The organism is Deinococcus psychrotolerans (assembly GCF_003860465.1).
Lineage (GTDB): Bacteria > Deinococcota > Deinococci > Deinococcales > Deinococcaceae > Deinococcus > Deinococcus psychrotolerans.
The window spans coordinates 1,168,927-1,189,745 of the sequence record NZ_CP034183.1; the positions used below are offsets into that span (position 1 = coordinate 1,168,927).

Sequence of the window (20,819 nt, forward strand, 5' to 3'; positions counted from 1 at the left end):
GGCAGCTTCTCCGGAACTTTTAAGCGCTGCGGCGGCAAATGGGGCAACGAGGGCCCAGAACTGACCATGCTCATCACGGATCTCAACAACCCATTCGGCACACCGATCACCGATCACGCTTGGCTGCTGAGGCGTGATGTTCAGCTCCCCACAATCAAATCTGCCCGCCGGATTGAACCGGAGCAAGTTCAGCTCAGGCCAGCCCAGTCGGAGCCGAGCCAGTGAGCACCCTCGAAGCCCGCAAGCTGCGACACATCGAAGCCTGCCTGCGCCCAGAGAGCCAGTATCAGCGGGTCACGACCGGGCTAGAAAATGTGGTGTGGCCTTATCGGGCGCTGCCGGAACTGGACATGAACGCGGTTGACCTGTCCACTACTTTTTTGGGGAAGGCCCTACGAGCGCCCCTGCTGATCGGCGCGATGACCGGCGGAGCCGAGAAAGCGGCGCTGATCAACCGGCATCTGGCGCAGGCCGCACAGCGCCTCGGCGTCGGGCTGATGCTGGGCAGTCAGCGGGTGATGCTGGAACACCCCACCGCGCTGAGCAGCTTTGAAGTGCGGCCATTTGCCCCCGACATCCTGCTGATCGGCAATTTGGGGGCGGCGCAACTCCTTAAAGGTTACGGCGCGGATCAGATCACGCGTGCCATTGAGCTGATCGGTGCGGACGCACTGGCCATTCACGCCAACCCCTTACAAGAAGCCCTGCAACTCGGCGGCGATACCCACTGGGCCGGAATCGCGGCGCGGCTGAGCGAGGTGGTGGGGGGCGTGCCGTATCCGCTGCTGCTCAAAGAAGTCGGGCACGGGCTGAGCGCCGAGGTGGCCCGAATGGCGCTGGGCGCAGGACTGGCGGCGCTGGACGTGGCGGGCGCGGGCGGCACCAGTTGGGCGAGGGTAGAAGAACTGGTGCGCTGCGGCGAGGTGCGTACGCCGGATTTGTGCGAGATCGGCATTCCAACGGCTCAGGCGCTGCGTGAAGTTCGCGCCGCCGCGCCGCAGATCCCGCTGATTGCTTCGGGCGGCATCCGCAGCGGACTCGACGCTGCCAAAGCCCTGATGCTCGGCGCAGACGTGGTGGCGGTGGCGCGGCCTCTCCTAGAGCCTGCCCTCGTCAGCGCCGAAGCGGTGGAGGCGTGGCTGGAGAAGTTCATTCACGAGTTGCGGGTGGCTTTGTTCGTGGGGGGCTTTAAGGACGTGGCGGCGGTGACGGGCAAGTCAGCAGGTTGAGCAGTTAAACAGGGCTGGCCGCTCAGCCTCCGGGCGGGAATGTCGCCGCGCCAGTGCAAGTAATTGCGGGCGTAGATGGCGGCAAAAGCTAGGGCGCTCAGCAAAAACCGTACTGACGGCTGGCGAGGGCGTACACCACCCACAGCAGTTGACCGGTGAACCCCACCAACCAGCCCCAGCGCTTGCCCGAGCCGCTGGCCCACAGCGCCGTGACGCCCAAAATCGGCAAGACCCAAGACCAGTACGGCCAGACAGCTGCGTTCACGCCCTCACCTCACGGCGCAGGCTAGTGGGAAGGGCGTCAAAATGCTGTCAAAAGCGGGTTAAAGAACTAGACCTTCTGTTGCTGATACACTCCCGCCAACCTCACTCAGCTTGGCCCCAGTTGACAGGTGAAACAATGGGGAGGTTTCGACTTGTACACATTCACCCTTCAGCCCGCCACCCTCGAGACGTTGCCGGATTTGCTGGCTCTGCTGCCCGACCGAGTGGACGCCGCAACGCGACTGACCGCTTTGAAAGAACGCCTTGCCAGTGGGCAGCTGACCCTATAGCAGACCTTGCTGCTGCGCTCGGAGCATGGTGTGGAGGGCAGCATAATTCTGCCAAGCAATTCCCGCATTCCCCTCATACCGACCTACCGGGCAGACACGTCGCCGGAAGCCGTGACTGCCCTAGCCCGCGCCCTTCATGAGCGGGCCGCCCCGCAGCAACTCCTTTTGCTGGATGATACTTTCGCGCCGCTCCAACCAGCTCCAGTGGAGGCTGCCGGGTGGCTGCTAGACGATTATCAGGTGATCTACGAAACCGATCTATTTGCCCGCCCCTCCCCGCCCGATCCGCTGGCGCAGGTGGTGGACGCTGATCACCCCGATGTCCGCGACTTGCTCGGCGTGTTGGGACAAGCAGAGTTAAAGCTCGCTGAAGGCTGGACGCTGATTGGCCTACCGAACGCCAGCGGCTCACTGGCCGCTCTCGGCGCGGTAGGCCCCAGCGGACGCCCGAGCTGGGCCAGCATCAACTTGATCGGTGTGCAGTCTCAGGCACGTGGGCAAGGTCTGGGAACGCGCTTACATGCTCATCTGCTGGGCGCGGCGGCAGAGCAGTACAGCCATCATGGCGGCGGCACTGAAGCGGACAACCACGCTATGCGCCGCGTCTTCGCCAAGAACGGATCGCGCCACACCAGCACGCAGATGTATTTCAAAAAAGCGGAAGGCTGAAATGGCTGATGAAAATTCCTTTTTGGTTCTACATTCCTAGACCCAAAAAGGCCCGGTAGCGCTCCAACTCTGCCGCCACTCCCCTTTTCAGCGCCGCCGTTTGCCGCACGCCGCTCACGAAATGGAGTTCACTTTTCAGTTCGCCTTGCTCCACCTTGAGGTTGGCCCAGCCCACCGCCCGCTCATTCCAAAACAGCGGCAGAGCGTAATAGCCCAGCACCCGTTTGGCCGGCGGCGTGTAAGCTTCGAGCTTGTAAGTCCAGCCGTGAAGGTGGGCAAAGCGGCGGCGATCCCACACCAACGGATCAAACGGGCCGACCATTCGCACGCCGCTGGGCACGCACGCTTCTAAATCCGTGCCGGCAAGCCAGACGTACTTGAGGCCGTCGACGCTGGCGCTGCTCAGTTCTTCATCCAGAGCCGATTTGAGTGCCGCCCGCAGTTCGGTTCGCAGGTGGGGCAGGCCGTAGCCGCTAAGACTGAGCAAATAACTGAGGCTGGTCTGCGGCAGTGGCCCGTAGAGCTGCGCCAGCAAACGAACGACAGCGCGGGCACGCTCGCTCTCGGCTTGGGGCGAGGCCCGCAGCTCAGTCAAATGCGGCGCGGGGCTGTAGAGCCGCACACCGCTAACGCGCCGCGAGATTCTCAGCAGGCCCTGATAGTGCAGGCCGTCGAGGGCGCGGGTGCTGGCGCTGCTCTGGCCGCCCCAAGCGTTACCGACCCGCACCGATCCGAACGCTGCCTGCACTTCTCGGGGATGTACTTCAGCGCTGGGGTGCGCCTCCACGAACGCCAACACCTCGGCCAGCAGGCCCGGCGCTTGCGTTTCTATTTTGAGCGCCCCCACCCGGCGCGGATGCAGTAGCGCCTGCACCCGCCTCGGCACGAAACCGTAATTGGGCAGCATGTCTTCCTCAGCGTCCAGCGCAGGATAAAGCCGCTCCAAATCGCCCGCTCGGTAGCCCGAGACCCGCTGCATCAGCGTCAAGTCTTGAGCGCGGGCAGGCGCACGGATGGGGTCGGCCTGCAAAAAGCCCATTCGGTCAAGTGCCGCCTGAAGGCTCGGCTGCGCGACCAGCGTACCCAAAGCAGCGGCGCGGAGCTGAGCGGAAGTTAATACCATAGCAGGAGTGTAGCGCTCCCATTTTGCTTTGGACAGAACGGAGAGGTGGAGCAAGCAAACTCCCAGTGCATAAACTTGACTTTGGCTCAATACCGCGCTATAGTTTCCCTATCAATCGAAAGAAAGCAGCCGCCCGCGAAGGCGGATTTTTTTATGCCATATTTCTTGGCTTTCCACAAAAAAGCCCTGCCGAGCAGCTTAAGCGCTGGGCGGGGCAAACAACTTGGTTAAGGCTTAAAGCTGGCTCAGCAATTCCTGAACGCGGGCCTTGAGATCGCCTCTGGCCTGCGGCTCGCCGAGTTGGTGCAGGCCGCCGTGATAAGCGTCGGGGTCGCCGAACAGCTTGGAGAGCAGTTCAAATTCGCGCTGGCTGCGCAGGCTGGCGTCGTCGCGGAACATGTTGACGTAGCGCTCCTGAAATTGCCAATCGGGCAACTTGCCGTCCACATAGTCCTGCATCAAGTGCTTGTAGGGCGCGACGTTACCCTCGATCACTGCGCCCTCGGCCACCCCCGCCGCGCCGTCCCGCTTGGGAACCTTGCTTTCAAAAACCGGCCCGAGTTGCTCGGGGCTGATGTCCCAGTTGTTGACTTCAAAGGTGGGTTTGGCCTGATCAAACAAAATAAACTGCGGCGATTGGTGCTGAATACCGCTGAGGTCGGCCACATGGTTGCTGGCCGGACGCCAGTCCACCACCCGAATAAAGCCCACCGGAAGGTCGTGCTTGGCGAGGTAGGTTTCTAAGACGCCAAAGCCCTGCATGGTTTTGTGGCAGGTTCCGGCCTTGAAGACGGCGGCCTGGGGGTACTGCGCCAAAAAGGTGTCGACTTCTTCGGGGGTGGTCAGCGCCACCAACACTTGGGCTTGAGCAGCTTGAGTTTGATCGGTTTGAGTCATACTTGGATTGTACTCCCCGCTTTATTAAATGAAGTGACGCCCGCCACCGTTTAGCGCATCTGTCCGGATAAAGGTCAGCAATTGGCCCGCCACATCACTCGCGACATGCTGCTGACCCCAGAAAACTAAACTCCTAGAGACTGAGCTGACATTTAAGCTCGCGCGTGGACTTCTGCGGCGTCTAGCGCGGCAATTTCACTGACGGAAAAATGGTAATGCTCGTTGCACCAGTGACAGACCACTTCTTGTCCGCCGTCTTCGATCATGTTTTGGCGCTCGCTCATATCGAAAAAGGCCAGTGACGCCACTGCCCGTTCGCGTGAGCAGCGGCACTGAAAGCGGGCCGCTTGAGCCTGCGGAGCCGCCACCAGATTCAGGCCCGCCGTCGCCTTTTCCATGACCTCCAACAGCGAGACGCGCCGCAGGTTGTCGGTAAAACTGCCCATCGCCGCGATGTTTTGCTCTAAAGCCTGCAAGGTTTCGTCGCTCACTCCCGGCATGGCCTGCACGATCAGGCCGCCTGCTCTGGCCACCCGCCCGCCTTCTTCGTAGACGCCGAGCTGCACCGCGCTGGGAATTTGTTCGCTGGACGCCAGATAGTACGCCACGTCTTCAGCAATTTCGCCGCTAATGAGCTGCACGCTGCCTGTCCACGGCTCGGCATTGTCGAGGAGGCGGGTGACGGCCAGTTCGCCTTTTGTACCGACCAAACCGCTGACATCCAATTTGCCGTCGCTCTCCCGCAGCGGCAGATCGGCTTCCGGCTCGCGCACGTAGCCGCGCACCGAACCGTCGGCGCTGCCCTCGGCCACCAGCCACCCCAGCGGCCCGTCACCCTGAATGCGGAGGTTGACCCGGCTGTCTACTTTTTTGCCCAAAATGATGGCCAGCAGCGCCGACGCGCTCAGGGCGCGGCCCAGCGCCGCCGTCGCCGTTTTGCTGAGGTGGTGACGCACACGGGCTTCTTCCACGATTTGAGTGGCGTCGATGGCAACCACCCGCAGCGTGCCGCCCGCCGCCGTGCCGCGCAGAATGTATGAGCTTTGGTTCTGAGAATCTTGCATTACAAAATCTTATACAAGCACACTCAGATTCAAAGTGTGAAGGAATGGAATTGGGCGGGCGGAGGGAGCCAAGCTGCCGCTTATTTCTGCGAGGTGATGAAACTCAAATTGCGGTCTTGCTGCGCCCGGTCTAGGCCGTAGCCGAACACGAAGGCGTCGGGGATGGTAAAGCCGAGGTAATCCACCGGCACTTCCACTTTGCGGCGGCTGGGTTTGCTCAGCAGCGAGGCGACCTTCAGGCTCGCTGGGCCGCGCTCACCGAGGTAGCGCAGGATGTAATCCATGGTACTGCCGGTGTCGATGATGTCTTCGACCAGCAGCACGTGGCGGCCCGAAATCGGGAAGCTGAGGTCTTTGACCAGTTTGACTTCGCCGCTGCTCTGCTTGGCGTCGCCGTAGCTGCTGGTCTGCATAAAATCGATGGTCAGCGGAATATCGAGCAGCCTCACCAAGTCGGCGTGAAAGAGAAACGCGCCGTTGAGCAGACAAATCAGGTGCGGATTGTGTCCGGCGTAGTCTTGGCGAATCTGGGCAGCGAGTTCGCGTACGCGGGCCATCAACTGCTCTTCGCTGATCTGCACGGGGCCGTCACTGGGCCGAAGCTGCTTTTGTTGAAACACGGTCATGCGCCCCAGCCTAGCAGACGGTGAGGCGGCAGAGCTTGGAACAGGGCGCGAATGCTTTTCTGCGGTGATGCCGACCTCCTATACTCCGTTCATGACGCCCGCTGACCTCTCTTCTCCCCGCTCCAAGGCCTACACCGCTCCCGGCGTGCTGGGCCGCATCGTCTCGGAACGCACGCAAGATTACGCGGGCGCGTCCTTCACGCTCGGCGCAGCCCGGCCACGCGCCCGGCACTTTCACACCGCTCTGGCAGCTGCGGGCCTGCAACTGATCGCCGAAGTCAAGGGAGCCAGCCCCAGTCAGGGCGCGATTGCCAAGCTCGATCCGGCAGCGGCGGCCCTGAGCTACGTGCGCGGTGGGGCCAGCTGCCTCAGCGTACTGACCGAGCCGAGGCACTTTGACGGTTCAGCCGAGGCGCTGCGTCAAGTGGTGGCGGCGCTGGGCAATTTGGCCGTGAAAGTGCCGGTGCTGCGAAAAGACTTTGTGATTCATCCCAAAATGCTTCAGGAGGCCGCCGATTGGGGCGCGTCCGCCGCCCTCTTGATGGTCAGCATCCTGGGGCCGGACGTGGGCGAGTACCTGCAACTGGCGCACCACTTGGGCCTGGACGCTTTGGTGGAGGTTCACGACGAGGCCGAGCTGGAAGTGGCGCTCGCGGCGGGCGCAGAGATCATCGGCGTCAACAACCGCGATTTGACGACCCTCAAAATCGATTTGCACAACAGCCCCCGCATGATCGCCCACGCCCGCGCCGCCGGGTACGAAGGCTTGCTCGTGGCCGAAAGCGGCTACGCGATGCCCGCCGATATCAGCACCATTCGCCGCAGCGCTGACGCCGTGTTGGTGGGCAGCAGTTTGGCCGGCAGCGGGGATTTGGAAAGAGCAGCACGGGCCATTTTGCAAGAACCAACCCAAGGAGAAAAATGATGGACTTTGAAGCCGGTCAGCGTTGGCACTACCACACCCGTGAGGGCGAAGAGCAGTCCACTTTGGGCATTTTGCGGCGCGAAGTCAACAGCGGGCGGGTGCTGCTGCACATCCGCATCGAGGACATCATTTTGCCCAACCCACGCGCCGAGAAAGGCATTCAGACCGTTCTAGGCCACACGCCGATCAGCGCCGAGGCCCTTGAAAAAAGTGTGACGTTCCGCGCCGAGCAAGCCTTCGTGCCGGATGATTTCAGCGGCTACGAGACATGGCGTGAGGCGTTTATTCGCCAGGAAGCCGGGGTCTTTACCATCAGCGTCAAGGAGATTCTGGACGTGGTGGAGCAGGGCGCAGCGGCGGGCCTGACCAAGCCGAAACAAGATTTCAATCCAGTGTTTTTGAAGATCAACAAAGCCAACAAAGAGCTGCTCTAGGAATTGAGTGACGGAGGGTGAGCAAAACGCTGGGGGCGAGTATCACCTTGATGCATTGACGCCCCCGCCTCACCGGGCTTACAGTCGCACCATGACCGATTCATCCGCCCGCGCTGCCGGTGTCCTCTCTAAGTTTCGCTTGGACGGCAAAACCGCCGTCGTCACCGGAGCCACGCGGGGTATTGGCCGCGCTCTGGCCCGCGCACTGGCCGAAGCAGGAGGCAACATCGTGATTGTGGGGCGCGACGAAGCGGCAGCCCGCGAGGTGGAAGCCGAACTGAGTGAACTCGGCACCCAGACGCTGATTGTCATGGCTGAGATCACCGAGAGAAGTGAAGTCGAACGCCTGCTGGCGGCCACGCTGGAGCGCTTTGGCCGCGCCGATATTCTAGTCAACAACGCCGGAACCTGCATTCACTGCCCGGCGCTGGACGTGACCGACGACGAGTGGCGGCAGGTCATGAGCGTCAATGTGGACGCGCTGTGGATCGCCTCGCAGGTGTTCGGGCGGCAGATGGTGGCGCAGGGCGGCGGCAACATCGTCAACATCGGCTCGATCTCGGCGCAGATCGTCAACCGCCCGCAGTGGCAGCCTGGCTACAACGCGTCCAAAGCCGCCGTGCATCAGCTCACCAAGAGCCTCGCGGCGGAGTGGGCACCCCACAATGTGCGGGTCAATGCGCTGGCCCCCGGCTACGTCAAAACCGATATGGCTCCGGTGGACGACCCTCAGTTCAAGCAGCGCTGGATCGACGACGCGCCGCAGCAGCGGGCCGCCCTGCCGGAAGAATTGGGGCCAGCGGTGGTGTTTCTGGCGAGTGAGGCCTCTTCGTTTATGACCGGCTCGGTGCTGGTGATGGACGGGGGCTATACGCTGTTTTGAGGACAAGTAAAGGTTGAAGCCAACCCACACCAAAGCTTGACGGTGGTCTGAGATGCCCGCTGCACTGGAAGCAGCGGCGCTCAACTCGGCGTTGCAAACCCTTGCCTGCGCCCAAGAAGCACCCCGCGTTGGCTTGGGGCGGGAGTTAAATCTGAGGCGGGATGCCTAATTTTATTTCCAGATTGGAGGCAATTTTCTCAGCGTCATTATATAATTCTGCGAGACTGACCTGAAGTTCCTTGATGGCCATTGCAGAGGCCTCATCATTCTCTATTTCTGGTATAAATTCTCGCAGAGAATATAAATTTTTAGGTTGCAACGTATATCTAAGAGTATTAAGTTTATCCTGAGACAGAAACCATTCACAAGACAAGGCTTTACTACAACTTAGTATGTCTCGTACAGCTATCAGAATCTCTTCATAGTTAGTTTCATCCCGTGAGAACCGCCATGTAGCCAGCGGGATGAGAGATTTTGGATTGTCTCCCAAGGGCTTGTATCCGAGAGTCCAATCGATTGAGTATGTTGACCAAATGACAGCTACTATTGGATGAAGCATACTACCGCCTTAGTTCAATGCCTACTTGCTTCGCTTAAACAGCCAATGTATCGTCCAACCGTCACAACCACCCTTGCTGCCCGATATAGGAGGTGTGGGCAGTATCAACGGTGGGATTGTACATCTGCTAGGTATCTGGGATGGTTTGCACCAACACGACTTGGCCGCTGCCTCCGCTGGCGGTTTTGAGCGTGTCACCGAGTTTCAGGTAGCCTGCACTCAAAACCCCCTAGCCCCCTCAAAGCCCTAAACTACGTCCCATGTCTCCCGACCCCCAGCTCACCGCCGCCCAGATTGCCGCCGCCGTTCAGGGCGGTCAAAGTCCCCAGCGCTTTGCCCAAGACGCCCGCGCCCGCGCTGAGGCCGATTCATTTGGTTCGCTGATCAGCGTACTGAGTGCCGAACAGGTAGACGCCCAAGCCACTGACATTTCGCGCCGCTTGGCGGCTGGCGAAACCTTGCCACTGGCCGGCGTGCCCATCGTCATCAAAGACAACCTGAACCTGATCGGCACCGCCACCACCTGCGGTAGCCGGATGCTGGCGGGCTATGTCAGCCCTTATACCGCCACCGCCGTGCAAAAGGTGCAGCGGGCCGGGGCCGTCATCGTGGGCAAGGCCAACATGGACGAGTTTGCGATGGGGTCGAGCACCGAAACCGGCGCGTTTGGGGCTACGCAGAACCCTTGGGACACCTCCCGCGTACCCGGCGGCACCTCCGGCGGCAGCGCGGCGGCGGTAGCTTCGGGCATGGTGGCACTCTCGCTCGGCTCGGATACCGGCGGCTCAGTGCGCCAGCCCGCCGGATTCACCGGGGTTTACGGCTTCAAGCCGACGTATGGGCGCGTCAGCCGCTACGGTTTGGTGGCGCACGCCAGCAGCCTCGATCAGATCGGGCCGTTTGCTACCTCAGCCCAAGATTTGGCCCTGATGCTGGACGCCATCAGCGGACACGACCCGAGGGACGCCACCAGCTTGGAGGCCGCGCCCAACTTCGCGGCGTCCCTCGGCGCAGAGATCAAAGGGCTACGGGTCGGCGTGATTAGCGAGTCGCTGGGCGGCAACACGGCGGGCGTGGAAGCAGCTTTGAAGCACATGCTGGACGCCCTCAAAGACTTGGGCGCGACGGTCAGTGACATCAGCTTGCCGACCCTCCAGCACGCGGTGGCCGCTTACTACTTGATCTCCACGCCGGAAGCCAGCAGCAACCTTGCCCGCTACGACGGCATGGTCTACGGCACTCGGGTAGACGCGGGCGATGTGAACACGTCTATGAGTCGGGCGCGGGGGCAGGGTTTCGGGCGCGAGGTCAAACGCCGCATTCTGATCGGCACCTACGCGCTGTCGAGCGGGTATTACGACGCTTATTACAGCAAAGCCATGAAAGTGCGCCGCCTGATCGCCGACGACTTCAACCGGGCCTTTGGACAGTTCGACATTCTGATCACGCCCACCAGCCCCTTTCCGGCCTTTAAGCGCGGCGAGAAAGTCAGCGATCCGGTGGCCATGTACGCCGCTGACGTGGACACGGTGGCGATCAGCCTGGCCGGATTGCCCGCACTGAGCGTGCCTGCCGGATTCGAGACGGTTGACGGCAAGCGCTTACCGCTGGGCATCCAACTGATTGCCCCCGCACTCAGCGACGAAAAACTGCTGACGGTGGTCAGCGCTCTGGAGCGCAGCGGAGCGGTGAAGGTGGAACTCGCGCCGGGTGCCTGACCCCTCCAACCTGCGGCGGGTCAGCGTCGTCATTCCGGCTTACAACGAAGCCCAGACGGTGGCCGCCACCGTGCGGGCCGCTTGGGCTGCCGGGCCACTGGAAGTGCTGGTGGTCAGTGACGGCAGCACCGACGACACTGCCGCCGAAGCCCGCCGGGCTGGAGCAGAAGTGCTGGAATTGCAACCCAACCGGGGCAAGGCGGGTGCGCTGCTGGCCGGAGTCGCAGCCACCTCCGGCGAGATCGTGCTGCTGCTCGACGCCGACTTGATCGGCGTAAGGGCCGAACACCTTCACGCTTTGGCTGGCCCTGTTATCAGTGGCGAAGCTGCCGCCACCGTCGGCCTGTTTGTCGCTGGGGCCGCCCATACCACCCTGGCCAGTTGGCTGACCCGGCGCTGGAGCGGACAACGGGCCATGAAGCGTGAACTCCTCACGGAGCTGGACGCCGCCGGGCAGCGTTACGCCATCGAACTGATGATCGAAGACCGTCTCAAGCGCTCGGACATTCGGCCCAAGTATGTGCTGCTGCGGGGCGTGGGCCACCGCACCAAAGAAGACAAATTGGGCTTGGCGGCGGGGCTACGTGCCCGTTTGGAAATGTTTCAGCAATTGGCGGCCTACCGGCTGCGGCGCAGGCGCTGATTGCCGCGTCTGTGCCCAGGCGCTCTACGCTTGGGCCAGTCCCAGAAAGCGGCGGATGGTCTGGCGGTAGGTCACGACCAAATCGAGGGTACTCCAAGCGGCAGTCGCGGCGCTGAGCAGACCCAGCCACCAGATGAGGTTCAGCGGCTCCGGCATGTCCCGAATGGCCGCTGTGAGCAGAGCGACCACCACGCCGCCGACCAGCAAGCTCTGGGCCGCGCCGTTGAGCTTGCCCGACAAGCGCTTGTGGACTTCGTCCTTACCCATGCCGAGATCCATGAAGCGCAGCGACCACGAAATGAGGTCGCGCCAAACCAGCAGCAGCACCATCCACAGCGGCAACACGTCGGCGGCCACGAACACGATCAGCGCGGTGATGCGGGCCAGCCCGTCGGCCATGCTGTCCAAGAGTTCACCCACCCGACTGGCCTTGCCGCTGCGGCGGGCCACCCAGCCGTCCAGCACGTCACTCAGGCCCATCAAGGCCAGCAGGCCCAGCGACCACCACAGGCCCGGCACGTCGCCCACGCGGAAGAAAAAGGGAAACAACAGCGCCAGCCCGGCACGCAGGGCGACCAGCCAATTCGCTCTCAGGGACATAATCCAGTGTAATGCCCAGAAGATGAGAGCAAAACGCAGAGCGGCGCTCCTTCCGTTCAGCGCTCGCTGCCGCGCCGTCCACATGAAGCTCAGCGCCACCACCCCACCGGTTGCCGGTAGCCAAGAGAGTGTGCCCAGCAGTAGCGCTTCCATGCCGAATTGCCTGAACGCGGCCAGCAAGTCACTTTTTTGTTTGCGCTGCATCAAATCACTGCGGCGCAGGCTCAGGGGCCGGGACACCACGATCGGCATGCTGCACAGGCCCAAACCCAAAGCCAGCTCCGCTTTGAGGCTGGGCAACAGAGCGAGGCACAGCACGCCCAGCACCGCCCAGATTCCGATGACGGGCAACGCCGCTGCTAAGGCCTTGAGCCAGCGCAATCTCGCCAATTTGATCGGACTACTCAGCAACAAGTCCGTAGGCGTTGGTAGTGATGATGGCGAGGCCGTAAGCCAGCATTACTGCCCAAAAGGGCGTAAACCTCCCCAGCCCGCACTTCCAGGCCCAGGTTTTCTGCAGCCACTTTACCGCCGAAGATTTTGCGAACATCTCAGACTTGAAGCAGCAGGGCCCGAAACATGACAGACAGTACGCACCGAAAAGGGCAAACGTTGCCGCGCTACCATTCAGAGCATGACCTCCTCTTTACCGGCAGCTTTAGAGCTGGCCCACTTCGGTTTAGCTGCCCAGCACCCGCTGACCCGCGCTTGGCAAGCTGACGAGACACGTCTGGAGCGCCTCGCGGAGATTTACGGGTTTGATTTACAACTCGCTCACGATCTCGACTTGGCTGCCAAGCGGGCCGAGTTTCTGGACGTGGGCCAGGGCGCACAGGCGTTTCTCAACCGCTGGGTCAACGTGCCGCCTGACCTCCACGCCATGCTGAGCATCCGCTTCGAGGGACTGGACAGAGCCAAACCCTTTGTGGACGCCAGTCTGCTCAGCCGCCCGCTGACTGAGCTGGATTTGCCCGCCCTGGCTGAAGTCGCCCGCGAGATCTACGGAACGTTCAAGCCGCTGTATTTGAGGCTCTGGAGCGCCGCGCCTGCCGGACATTTTCCAGAAACCTCACCCGACAAGCGCTTTCTGGCCGCGCCGATTGTGGAGCTCAGAAAAGTGGATGTGCCGCCCGAACTCAATACCCGGCCCACCCCAGATTTGCAGCATTACCCAGACGCGCAGGCCGCCTACGCCAGCGTGGACGCTCGGCATCCCGACCACCCACAGCAAGCCCAAATCGAAAGTGAAGAAACCTTGCAGGAGTTGATCGAAGTGGGAACCCTGTTCGATGTGCTGGTTAACGGCGAGTGGGCCGGATACGTCGGGAGCACCGAAAACTTCGCAGCCGATACGCTGGGCCTGGATGCTTATGTGGTGCAGGAATTGATTCTGGCCCCGCCGTTTCGCGGCAAGGGCTACGGCACATTTCTCAGCACGCTGCTGGCCCGCGCTTTGCCGGATCAAAGCCGCGTGCTGATCGGCATCATTCACGCCGAGAATAGGGGCGCGATCACAGCGGCGACGCGGGCCGGGCGGGTGGACGTGGGCGGCTGGGTGCAGATCAGATTGTAGTTAAGCAAGCCCGCTCCCCCAAGTCGGGAAAGCGGGCCAGTACAGCGGGTGCTAAGCGCTAAGTACAGCAAGATTACCGTTTCGGGATTCCGCAGAGAGCGCTCCATCCCTCCACTCCCATCTCGCCGTACTTTTCCCATCTCTCGCTTCGCTCGATTTATCTAAAGATAAACATTGGCTTACTTAACCAACTATTTTCTGAACGATAGTCACGGTTCCGCTGGCCGACCCTTGGCCCGAGCCGTTGGTGTAAGTGACGGTCACGGTATAGACACCGATATTCAAATCGATTTTGGGAGCGCAGCCTGTGCCGGTGTAGGTCTTGGTCGCACTGACTGCCTTCCAAGTCAGCGTCGCGCACGACGCGCTCACGCCGTTGAGCGTCACGCTGCCCGCGAAGTCAACAAGAACGCTGGAGCCGTACGTTCCGACTGAATACGGCAGTTTGGGCGCGGTGATCGTCACCACCACGGTGGGCGTCGGCGGGGTCGGCGCTTCCGCCACCGTGACGCTCACGGTTTTGCTGTCTGTGCGGCCATCGTAAGTCTGACTGGCGGTCAGGGTGCGCGGGCCGGACGTGGCGAAGCTCACGCTGGGCGTGCATCCCGTCCACGGGCCTTCACCGGCTTTGCTGCTCTTCCAGGTCATGCCGGCACAGTTCAGAGCCGTGTCCAGGTTACCGCCGCCCAGAAACTGCACGGCGTTCGCCTGCAAAAGGGTGGGAGTCTTGAGCGGCAAGGTCGATCCTTGCTGCGGATAGAGAACGGTCACTATGGGATAGCCGCCGTCGTACACCATAAAACTGATCTGGCCTACATTGCCGTCCGAGTCTTTGGCTTTGGTGGTGATGGTATCGCTCGCGCCGCTGCCCGCCAAATTCAAGTTGACGGTTTTACCGCTGGCGATTTTATTCGCGCCTGCTTTGGCCGAGAACCATTCGAGGCTGCTGGAGCAGCAGTCCTGACCGTCGGTGGCGTCATTGACGCGGGCGCTGAACGTCTGGAGTTTTTGGAAATTGAAGTAGAAAGGCTGGTGGAAGCCGCCAGAAAAAGTGAACGGCGCAGTCAAGCTGACCTGCGGGCCGGCGCTGCCTTTGCCCTGCACCACTTCGGTGTTCCAGCGTGCTGAGCGCGAAGTGGTCATGTTCATGCGCGTGAGATTGGAGAAGAACTTGGTCACGTAATCAACTGGCACGTAGTAGTAGCCCGCGTCGGCCGCTCCGCAGCCCCACGAGTTTTTGATGATGAAGTAGCCGCCGCCCGCTCCAGCCGGCGCAGACGGCAAGCGCTGGGCCAAAGTGGCGTTGGAAATAAAGCCGGTCATCAAGACGACGTGGCCGCCGCGCCCACCAGTAGAACTGTAGTTGGTGACAAAGCCGCTAGCACCTGCACCGTCCCAGCCGGGAAACACGCCAAACGATGCCAGCAGGGGTTGGCCGCTGGCGAGCAAAACCCGAATGGTGTTGACGGGGAAATGGCTGCGCCGGGTATGGGCACTGGAAGTTGACCACGCGTTATTCCACACTTCCGTGGTGGCGCTGCCGTCCACTCCGCCGCCTACGTTTGTAACGGTGTTATAGGCGCAGTAGGTAATAAACAAGAAACTGGTGCAGGAGCGCGGGCTTTGGTGAGCGGTTTCCGAACAGTAGCCGCTGTAGTTGCTGCAAGCATTCTTGTACGAAGCGGCGGTGCCTGCCACACCGGCGTCAAAGGCGGTGCTGGGGCGTCCGTAGGATTGGTTGTACGTCCACGCGCCCTCACTGGGGATCTTGTCGTTGTGGTTGAGCATGTTGTTAAGGGCCGCTGCCGCGCTGTAGCCGTCCGAGAAATCGCTGGGCGCATAATTGCGCTTGTTTTTATTGACGATGTACTGCTCGCTGAGGTTGAGCGTCTGATCATGCACCACCATCTCGCGGCTTTCCAGCGCCGCTACCGCCGCAAAGCCCCAGCAACTGCCGCGCATGCCTTGCTGCTTGACCGGCGTGGTAAAGCGTTTGAGCGGCCACCAGAAATTCTTGGTGATGCCCGCATTCGACGGCGTGCAGATGCCAGCCGTGTCCACGCCGTTACCGGGGCCGCTCTGAGGCGTCAGCGACTGGGGCTCTATGCGGGTGTTGTCCAAATTTGCCACACTGGCAAGGGCGTCATCCAAATTGTCCAGCGCGTTCATGATCGTGCTCACAGGCTGGCCGCTCAAGCGGCTGGGAGCGCTGATTTTGCCCTGAATGTCGGCGGGCGAAGCGTCATAGGCCGCTTGATAAGCCGCGAGCGCGTTTTCAGAACTGCTGGCCTGCTTAAAGCTCTCGACGATCTGGCGCATCTGGCTTTGCTTGCCCAAGGTGATGGTATTGAAGGTGGTGCCGTCATTGTTTTTAACGGTGATGATGTAATCGCCGCCAGGGGTCATCGGCAAGTCGGGGGTCTGGTTCAGCAGCGCTTCCACGTCTGGGCTACGCTGATCGGCGGGGATGGCCTTGAGGAAGGCTTGGTCTTGGACGTACTGATCGCGCCAGGTCTGCTCCTGACCTTTGAGGTCTTGGGCAGTGATCAGCTCAATCTCGCCGCTTTTAACTTTGGCCTGAAACTCGTCGGGCGTGAGTGTGGTGGCGTCGCTGGGGGCGCTGCCGTCCCATGCATTGGCCGCCGTAAACAAAGACGCATCGGGCGGCGGCTTGGGTTTGGGATCACCGTTCCCCCCACAGCTCGCCAGCACCATGCTGAGCAACGTGCCCACAAGTAAGACCTTGGTGAGTTTGCTTTTCATCTTTTCCCCTCTCCACACGTCAAGCACCCAGCGTCCGGCATCCAGAGGCGGGCTGCCCCTTCACCGGCGCTTAAGACGGCGTGTCACTGCACCCTAAATTAGAGGGCGTTAAAAAACTGTTAAACTTCATTTTCGCCCGAACAGGAAGCGGACATGCCCGGGGCGCTCGCTTGGCTGGGGCGGCCCCAATTCAGCGAAACTCACCCGTTTGCCTTTCCGCGCCGCCGCAAAGGTAAGGCTCACGGAAGCTTTTCTAGAATCAACTGCTAGACTAACCCGTTAAGTGAGAAAGAGGAATTTGAAATTTCTTATTTTTCGCCCCCTTTTCTGATCTACACTTCCCGGACTACGTCACACTCCTCGCCGCAACAAGCCCCACCTCTGGCCTGTTCGTTGAGGTCACTTTGGAGCAAACATGGCTGAACAACCCACTGCCCGCCGCAAAAAGATTCAACCGCCCGCCGCACCCGTTGAGCAGGCTTCCGAACCGGCCAAAGCGCCCGCCAAAACTGCGCCCAAATCGCGGGTCAAAAAACCCACGGCGCTGGAGCTCAGCGAGCGAGCCGAATCTGCTGACGCAAAATCTGCCGTCACTCAAAGCACTGCCGCCGCTGTCAAAGCCGACACCACCAAAGCGGAGACGGCCAAAGCCGCGCCCGCCGCAAAGGCCGCGACCAAAAAAGCGCCTGCCAAAAAGGCCAGCACCAAGAAAGCCGACGCCGCGCAGCCGGATTCGGCTAGCAAAGGCAAAGCTGCTGGCAAATCGGGTGAAGCCGCCGACAAGCCGAGCAAGAAAGCCAGCAAATCGGCCAGCGCTGCCCAAGAAAAGCCGTATTACCAGCACGCCAGCATTCAGGAGTTGCTCAAAACCGGCAAAGTGGCGGGCACGCTGACGGCGGAAGAAATTGCCACCGCCCTGACCACCGCTCTGGAAGCGGGCGGCCTCGACCCCGAAACCGCCGACGCCTTTGAAGATTTGCAGCTCTACATCCAGAGCCAACACATCGAAATTCAAGACCTCGACGAAGACGAGGAAGAAGAAGACGCCGAGGGCGAGGAAAAGGAAAAAGAGGAAGCTGACGACGAAGAGAAATACTTCGACGACATGCCCCGCGCCGTCAGCAATGACCCGGTACGCCAGTACCTGCACGAAATTGGCCGGGTTCCGCTGCTGACCTTGGAAGAAGAAATTGCGCTGGCCCGCCGCATCGAAGAAGGGGAGGAAGCCCGCAAATCGCACGAGGAAGAGCCGGAACTCGAAGAACGTGCCCAGCGCCGCCTCAAGCGCCAGATGGAAGACGGCGCGGCGGCCCGCCAGGGCTTGATCGAAGCCAACTTGCGCCTGGTGGTCAGCATCGCCAAGAAGTACACCGGGCGCGGTCTGGGTTTCCTCGATTTGATTCAGGAAGGCAACCAGGGCCTGATCCGGGCGGTGGAGAAGTTCGAGTACCGCCGCCGCTACAAGTTCTCTACCTACGCGACGTGGTGGATTCGGCAGGCCATCAACAGGGCCATCGCCGACCAGGCCCGCACCATCCGCATTCCGGTGCACATGGTCGAAACCATCAACAAGCTGACCCGCACGGCCAGGCAGCTTCAGCAAGAACTCAGCCGCGAACCCACTTACGAAGAAATCGCCGAGGCGATGGGGCCGGGCTGGGACGCGCCCAAAGTCGAAGAAGTCCAGAAGGTCTCTCAAGAACCAGTGTCACTGGAAACGCCGATTGGCGACGAGAAAGACAGCTTTTACGGCGACTTCATTCCCGACGAAAACCTGGACAGCCCAGTCGAGAACGCCGCCAAGACCCTGCTTTCCGAGGAACTCGAAAAAGCGCTGGGCAAACTGACCGAGCGCGAGGCGATGGTGCTCAAATTCCGCAAGGGCCTGGTGGACGGGCGCGAGCATACGCTCGAAGAAGTCGGCCAGCGCTTTAACGTCACCCGTGAACGCATTCGCCAGATTGAAAACAAGGCGCTGCGTAAGCTCAAGTACCACGAGAGTCGCACCCGCAAGCTGCGCGACTTTTTGGACTGAGCTTCAAGATGTGGGCGGCCACCTTTCCAACTGGGAGGTGGCCGTTTTTTTTGTGTGCCTCACCCGGCTCTCCCCCATTTCTGGGGCGGGTTTCGCTAGGCTAGGAAGATGACTTCTCCCCTGCTGCTCGGCCACCGAGGCGCACCCCGCCTGCACCCCGAAAACTCGCTCGCCGGATTTCAAGCCGCTCTCGACGCGGGCCTGGACGGCGTGGAAACTGACATTCGGCGGCTGGGCGACGGCGGTTTGGTGATTTGCCATGACGCCCAGCTCAAAGACGGGCGCAAACTCAGTGCCCTCAGCCGCGCTGATCTGCCCGCTTACATGCCGCTGCTGCCGGAGGTGCTGGCGTGGGCGGCAGAGACCGGCGCGTACCTCAATTTGGAAATCAAGCCGGAAGTGGGCAAGGGGGACGGGCGCACCGAGGAAACGTTGGATTTGGTGCGGGCCTACGGCCTGACAAGTCAGGTGCTTGTCAGTTCGTTCAGCCCGCTGCAACTGCTGGCCGCCCAGCAGCACGCGCCGCAAATCGAGCGCGGCTTTTTGTACCACCGGACGTACCATATCGGCTGTGATTTGGTGCCGGAAGTGGCGCGGCGCTTGGAAGTGGCGGCCCTCCACCCGCACTTCAGACTCATCACGCCGGAGCTGATGGAAATGGCAGCTCGGGAAGGCTGGCGGGTCAACACCTGGACGATCAATGAGGCGGCGCAGGGACGTGAGCTGCTGGCTCTGGGCGTCGCGGGCCTGATCGGTGACGTGCCGGAGGAGTTGCTGAGCGCCAGAGCGGGCGTATGAGCAACCAAGCGGCTGTATAGAGCGGCTGTATAGAGCGGCTGTATAGAGCGGCTCTGTTAACAGCTGTGTCAGGTCAATGTCAGGTTAGAATAGATGACAACCACTTGACGAAATCTCCTTAGGCTCTGAGACGTTTATGGTCTGGGCCAGGGCGCGTCAGTGGGCAGACCCTGCTTCAAGTGTAAAAGGAGTTTCATGAAACGAATCATGTTGATGCTGGCCCTCGGCGGCACCGCTTTTCAAATGGCGGCGGCCCAAACGACCGTCGAATTTTGGCACTCTTTCGGCGACGCCAAGCGGGCAGACTGGATCAAAGCCCGCGCTGACGAATACAACAAAGCCCACCCCAGCGTGACGGTGGTGCCCAGCTACAAAGGAGGCTACAACGACTCCTTGCAGGCCACCATTTTGGCCGCCCGCCAGAACAAAGCCCCGGCCCTGGTACAAATCTTTGAAGTCGGCAGCCAGTTGGCCCTCGACTCCGGGGTGTTTCAGCCGGTCAGCTCCGTTAAAAATGTGGATTTCAGCGATTACATCAAACCCGTCATCAATTACTACACCATCAACGGCAAGGTCAACAGCTTGCCGTTTAACAGCTCGTCTCCAGTGCTGTATTTCAACAAAGACATGCTGACCAAAGCGGGCCTCAATCCTGCCGCGCCGCCCACCACCTTCGGCGGAATCCTTAAGGCCTGCGACAAGCTCAAAGTGGCGCTGCCCGACACCAAGTGCATGAGCTTAGCGCTTTACGGCTGGTTTGTGGAGCAGTGGATGTCCGAGCAAAACGCCGACTTGTTCAACAACGGCAACGGACGCACCGCCCGCGCCACCGCCACCACCCTCAACGGCCCGGCAGGCAAAAAGATTTTCCAATTCTTTAAAGACCTTCAGGACAAGGGCTATATCACCAACACCGGCAAGCTGGCCGACACCGACGGCACCAACGCCATTTTCAGCAACCAGCGGGCCGCCTTTACCATCAACAGCACGGCGGACTTGGGCAATCAGATCGCCTCGGCCAAGACGGCAGGCTTCAAAATCGGCGTCGGCGTGCTGCCCATTCCCGACGGCACCAAGCGCAACGGCGTGGTCATCGGCGGCGCTTCACTGTGGATTTCCAAGAGCATCACCAAGCCCCAGGCCGATGCGGCGCTCGACTTTGCCCTCTACATGACCAACACCAAAAACATGGCCGACTGGCACAAGCTGACCGGCTACTACCCGGTGCGCAACAGCAGCATCACTTCGCTGCGCAGCCAGGGCTGGTTTAGCGGCTCGCCGCTGCAAATCACCGCCTTTAATCAGTTGCTGGCCACCAAGAACAACACCGCCAGCGCGGGCGGCCTCAACGGCGTGGCGATCCAGACCCGCACCATCATGGAGCAGGGCCTCCAGAAAGTCCTGGGTGGACAGAGCGTCGATGCTACGCTGGCCGACACCGCCAACCAGATCAACGCCGCCCTGACCGACTACAACAAAAACTTCAAATAACCGCTGCTTTACGGCTCAACGGCCCGGTTTCGCGCTGAGTTTGCTCTCTACTCCCCCCGCCACCATACGGGGGGCTGCTCTCTGCCCTAGCACCTGCACCAAGCCGCAGCTCCGAATCTCGAATCCGCTCGCCTCTCTTCTCCATACTCCGGGAGAGGGCAGAGCCGCCAGCCGAAAGGTTATTTTTGTACTTCCACATTAAACAAAAATCAATAGTATTGGCCCAAGTGTAAGG

Annotated in this window: 21 protein-coding genes; 13 read left to right on the forward strand and 8 right to left on the reverse strand. The window is 61.0% G+C overall.

Annotated features, from left to right (window positions below; translation table 11 throughout):
- The first annotated feature begins 66 nt into the window (after positions 1-66).
- Together EHF33_RS21050 and fni are read left to right on the forward strand one after the other, a co-directional pair.
- Entirely contained in the window at positions 67-225 is a 159-nt protein-coding gene (locus EHF33_RS21050; protein WP_164473416.1) for a hypothetical protein, read from the forward strand.
- The gene (gene fni, locus EHF33_RS05720) at positions 222-1,229 is read left to right on the forward strand and encodes a type 2 isopentenyl-diphosphate Delta-isomerase (RefSeq protein ID WP_124868690.1); all 1,008 of its coding nucleotides are present in this window, start codon (positions 222-224) and stop codon (positions 1,227-1,229) included. Before EHF33_RS21050 ends, fni begins: the two co-directional genes overlap by 4 nt.
- A 97-nt stretch (positions 1,230-1,326) precedes the next feature.
- Here fni and EHF33_RS21055 read toward each other — a convergent pair whose 3' ends face one another.
- Positions 1,327-1,494 carry a hypothetical protein gene (locus EHF33_RS21055; protein WP_164473417.1) on the reverse strand — a complete coding sequence of 56 codons (168 nt, stop codon included), beginning with the start codon at positions 1,492-1,494 and terminating at the stop codon, positions 1,327-1,329.
- Positions 1,495-1,645: 151 nt separating this feature from the next.
- Here EHF33_RS21055 and EHF33_RS21420 point away from each other — a divergent pair, with 151 nt between their 5' ends.
- Positions 1,646-1,783: a hypothetical protein gene (locus tag EHF33_RS21420; protein WP_241191281.1), complete on the forward strand. Its 138-nt coding sequence runs from the start codon at positions 1,646-1,648 to the stop codon at positions 1,781-1,783.
- 111 nt (positions 1,784-1,894) lie between these two features.
- Positions 1,895-2,452: a GNAT family N-acetyltransferase gene (locus EHF33_RS05725; protein WP_241191282.1), complete on the forward strand. Its 558-nt coding sequence runs from the start codon at positions 1,895-1,897 to the stop codon at positions 2,450-2,452.
- Between the two features lie 28 nt (positions 2,453-2,480).
- Here EHF33_RS05725 and EHF33_RS05730 read toward each other — a convergent pair whose 3' ends face one another.
- From EHF33_RS05730 to hpt, 4 genes are all read right to left on the reverse strand, one after another.
- Complete coding sequence (locus tag EHF33_RS05730) at positions 2,481-3,575, reverse strand: DNA glycosylase AlkZ-like family protein (RefSeq protein ID WP_164473418.1); 1,095 nt, start codon at positions 3,573-3,575, stop codon at positions 2,481-2,483.
- A gap of 234 nt (positions 3,576-3,809) precedes the next feature.
- Positions 3,810-4,472: a monothiol bacilliredoxin AbxC gene (gene abxC, locus EHF33_RS05735; RefSeq protein WP_124868692.1), complete on the reverse strand. Its 663-nt coding sequence runs from the start codon at positions 4,470-4,472 to the stop codon at positions 3,810-3,812.
- A 152-nt stretch (positions 4,473-4,624) separates the two neighbouring features.
- Positions 4,625-5,536 carry an Hsp33 family molecular chaperone HslO gene (gene hslO / locus EHF33_RS05740; RefSeq protein WP_124868694.1) on the reverse strand — a complete coding sequence of 304 codons (912 nt, stop codon included), beginning with the start codon at positions 5,534-5,536 and terminating at the stop codon, positions 4,625-4,627.
- Positions 5,537-5,616: 80 nt separating this feature from the next.
- A complete protein-coding gene (gene hpt / locus EHF33_RS05745; RefSeq protein WP_124868696.1) occupies positions 5,617-6,162 on the reverse strand; it encodes a hypoxanthine phosphoribosyltransferase in 546 nt (181 codons plus the stop codon).
- 91 nt (positions 6,163-6,253) lie between these two features.
- Between hpt and trpC the strand changes: the two genes are divergently transcribed.
- The 3 genes from trpC to EHF33_RS05760 all read left to right on the forward strand — a co-directional run bounded on the left by trpC (position 6,254) and on the right by EHF33_RS05760 (position 8,404).
- Positions 6,254-7,087: an indole-3-glycerol phosphate synthase TrpC gene (gene trpC / locus EHF33_RS05750; protein ID WP_124868698.1), complete on the forward strand. Its 834-nt coding sequence runs from the start codon at positions 6,254-6,256 to the stop codon at positions 7,085-7,087.
- On the forward strand, positions 7,084-7,521 hold the full coding sequence (locus EHF33_RS05755; RefSeq protein WP_124868700.1) for a hypothetical protein: 438 nt from the start codon (positions 7,084-7,086) through the stop codon (positions 7,519-7,521). Before trpC ends, EHF33_RS05755 begins: the two co-directional genes overlap by 4 nt.
- 91 nt (positions 7,522-7,612) lie before the next feature.
- Positions 7,613-8,404 (forward strand): SDR family NAD(P)-dependent oxidoreductase, encoded by a 792-nt coding sequence (locus tag EHF33_RS05760; RefSeq protein WP_124868702.1) that lies wholly within the window; start codon positions 7,613-7,615, stop codon positions 8,402-8,404.
- Positions 8,405-8,549: 145 nt separating this feature from the next.
- On the opposite strand, the gene EHF33_RS05765 is transcribed toward EHF33_RS05760, so the two are convergent.
- Complete coding sequence (locus tag EHF33_RS05765; protein ID WP_124868704.1) at positions 8,550-8,963, reverse strand: hypothetical protein; 414 nt, start codon at positions 8,961-8,963, stop codon at positions 8,550-8,552.
- Between the two features lie 260 nt (positions 8,964-9,223).
- Here EHF33_RS05765 and gatA point away from each other — a divergent pair, with 260 nt between their 5' ends.
- Together gatA and EHF33_RS05775 are read left to right on the forward strand one after the other, a co-directional pair.
- A complete protein-coding gene (gatA, locus tag EHF33_RS05770) occupies positions 9,224-10,681 on the forward strand; it encodes an Asp-tRNA(Asn)/Glu-tRNA(Gln) amidotransferase subunit GatA (protein ID WP_124868706.1) in 1,458 nt (485 codons plus the stop codon).
- A complete protein-coding gene (locus EHF33_RS05775; protein WP_124868708.1) occupies positions 10,674-11,324 on the forward strand; it encodes a glycosyltransferase family 2 protein in 651 nt (216 codons plus the stop codon). The genes gatA and EHF33_RS05775 overlap by 8 nt, the downstream gene beginning before the upstream one ends.
- Positions 11,325-11,348: 24 nt before the next feature.
- Here the strand turns inward: EHF33_RS05775 and EHF33_RS05780 are convergent, their stop codons facing one another.
- A complete protein-coding gene (locus EHF33_RS05780; protein WP_124868710.1) occupies positions 11,349-12,338 on the reverse strand; it encodes a CDP-alcohol phosphatidyltransferase family protein in 990 nt (329 codons plus the stop codon).
- A 220-nt stretch (positions 12,339-12,558) separates the two neighbouring features.
- Here EHF33_RS05780 and EHF33_RS05785 point away from each other — a divergent pair, with 220 nt between their 5' ends.
- Entirely contained in the window at positions 12,559-13,497 is a 939-nt protein-coding gene (locus EHF33_RS05785; RefSeq protein ID WP_124868712.1) for a GNAT family N-acetyltransferase, read from the forward strand.
- 183 nt (positions 13,498-13,680) lie between these two features.
- Here EHF33_RS05785 and EHF33_RS05790 read toward each other — a convergent pair whose 3' ends face one another.
- Positions 13,681-16,260 (reverse strand): C1 family peptidase, encoded by a 2,580-nt coding sequence (locus tag EHF33_RS05790; RefSeq protein ID WP_124868714.1) that lies wholly within the window; start codon positions 16,258-16,260, stop codon positions 13,681-13,683.
- Between the two features lie 415 nt (positions 16,261-16,675).
- Between EHF33_RS05790 and rpoD the strand changes: the two genes are divergently transcribed.
- From rpoD to EHF33_RS05805, 3 genes are all read left to right on the forward strand, one after another.
- Positions 16,676-18,295 (forward strand): RNA polymerase sigma factor RpoD, encoded by a 1,620-nt coding sequence (gene rpoD, locus EHF33_RS05795; protein ID WP_164473419.1) that lies wholly within the window; start codon positions 16,676-16,678, stop codon positions 18,293-18,295.
- A 108-nt stretch (positions 18,296-18,403) separates the two neighbouring features.
- Positions 18,404-19,093: a glycerophosphodiester phosphodiesterase gene (locus EHF33_RS05800; RefSeq protein ID WP_124868716.1), complete on the forward strand. Its 690-nt coding sequence runs from the start codon at positions 18,404-18,406 to the stop codon at positions 19,091-19,093.
- A gap of 195 nt (positions 19,094-19,288) precedes the next feature.
- The gene (locus EHF33_RS05805; protein ID WP_241191283.1) at positions 19,289-20,584 is read left to right on the forward strand and encodes an ABC transporter substrate-binding protein; all 1,296 of its coding nucleotides are present in this window, start codon (positions 19,289-19,291) and stop codon (positions 20,582-20,584) included.
- The last annotated feature ends 235 nt before the right edge of the window (positions 20,585-20,819 follow it).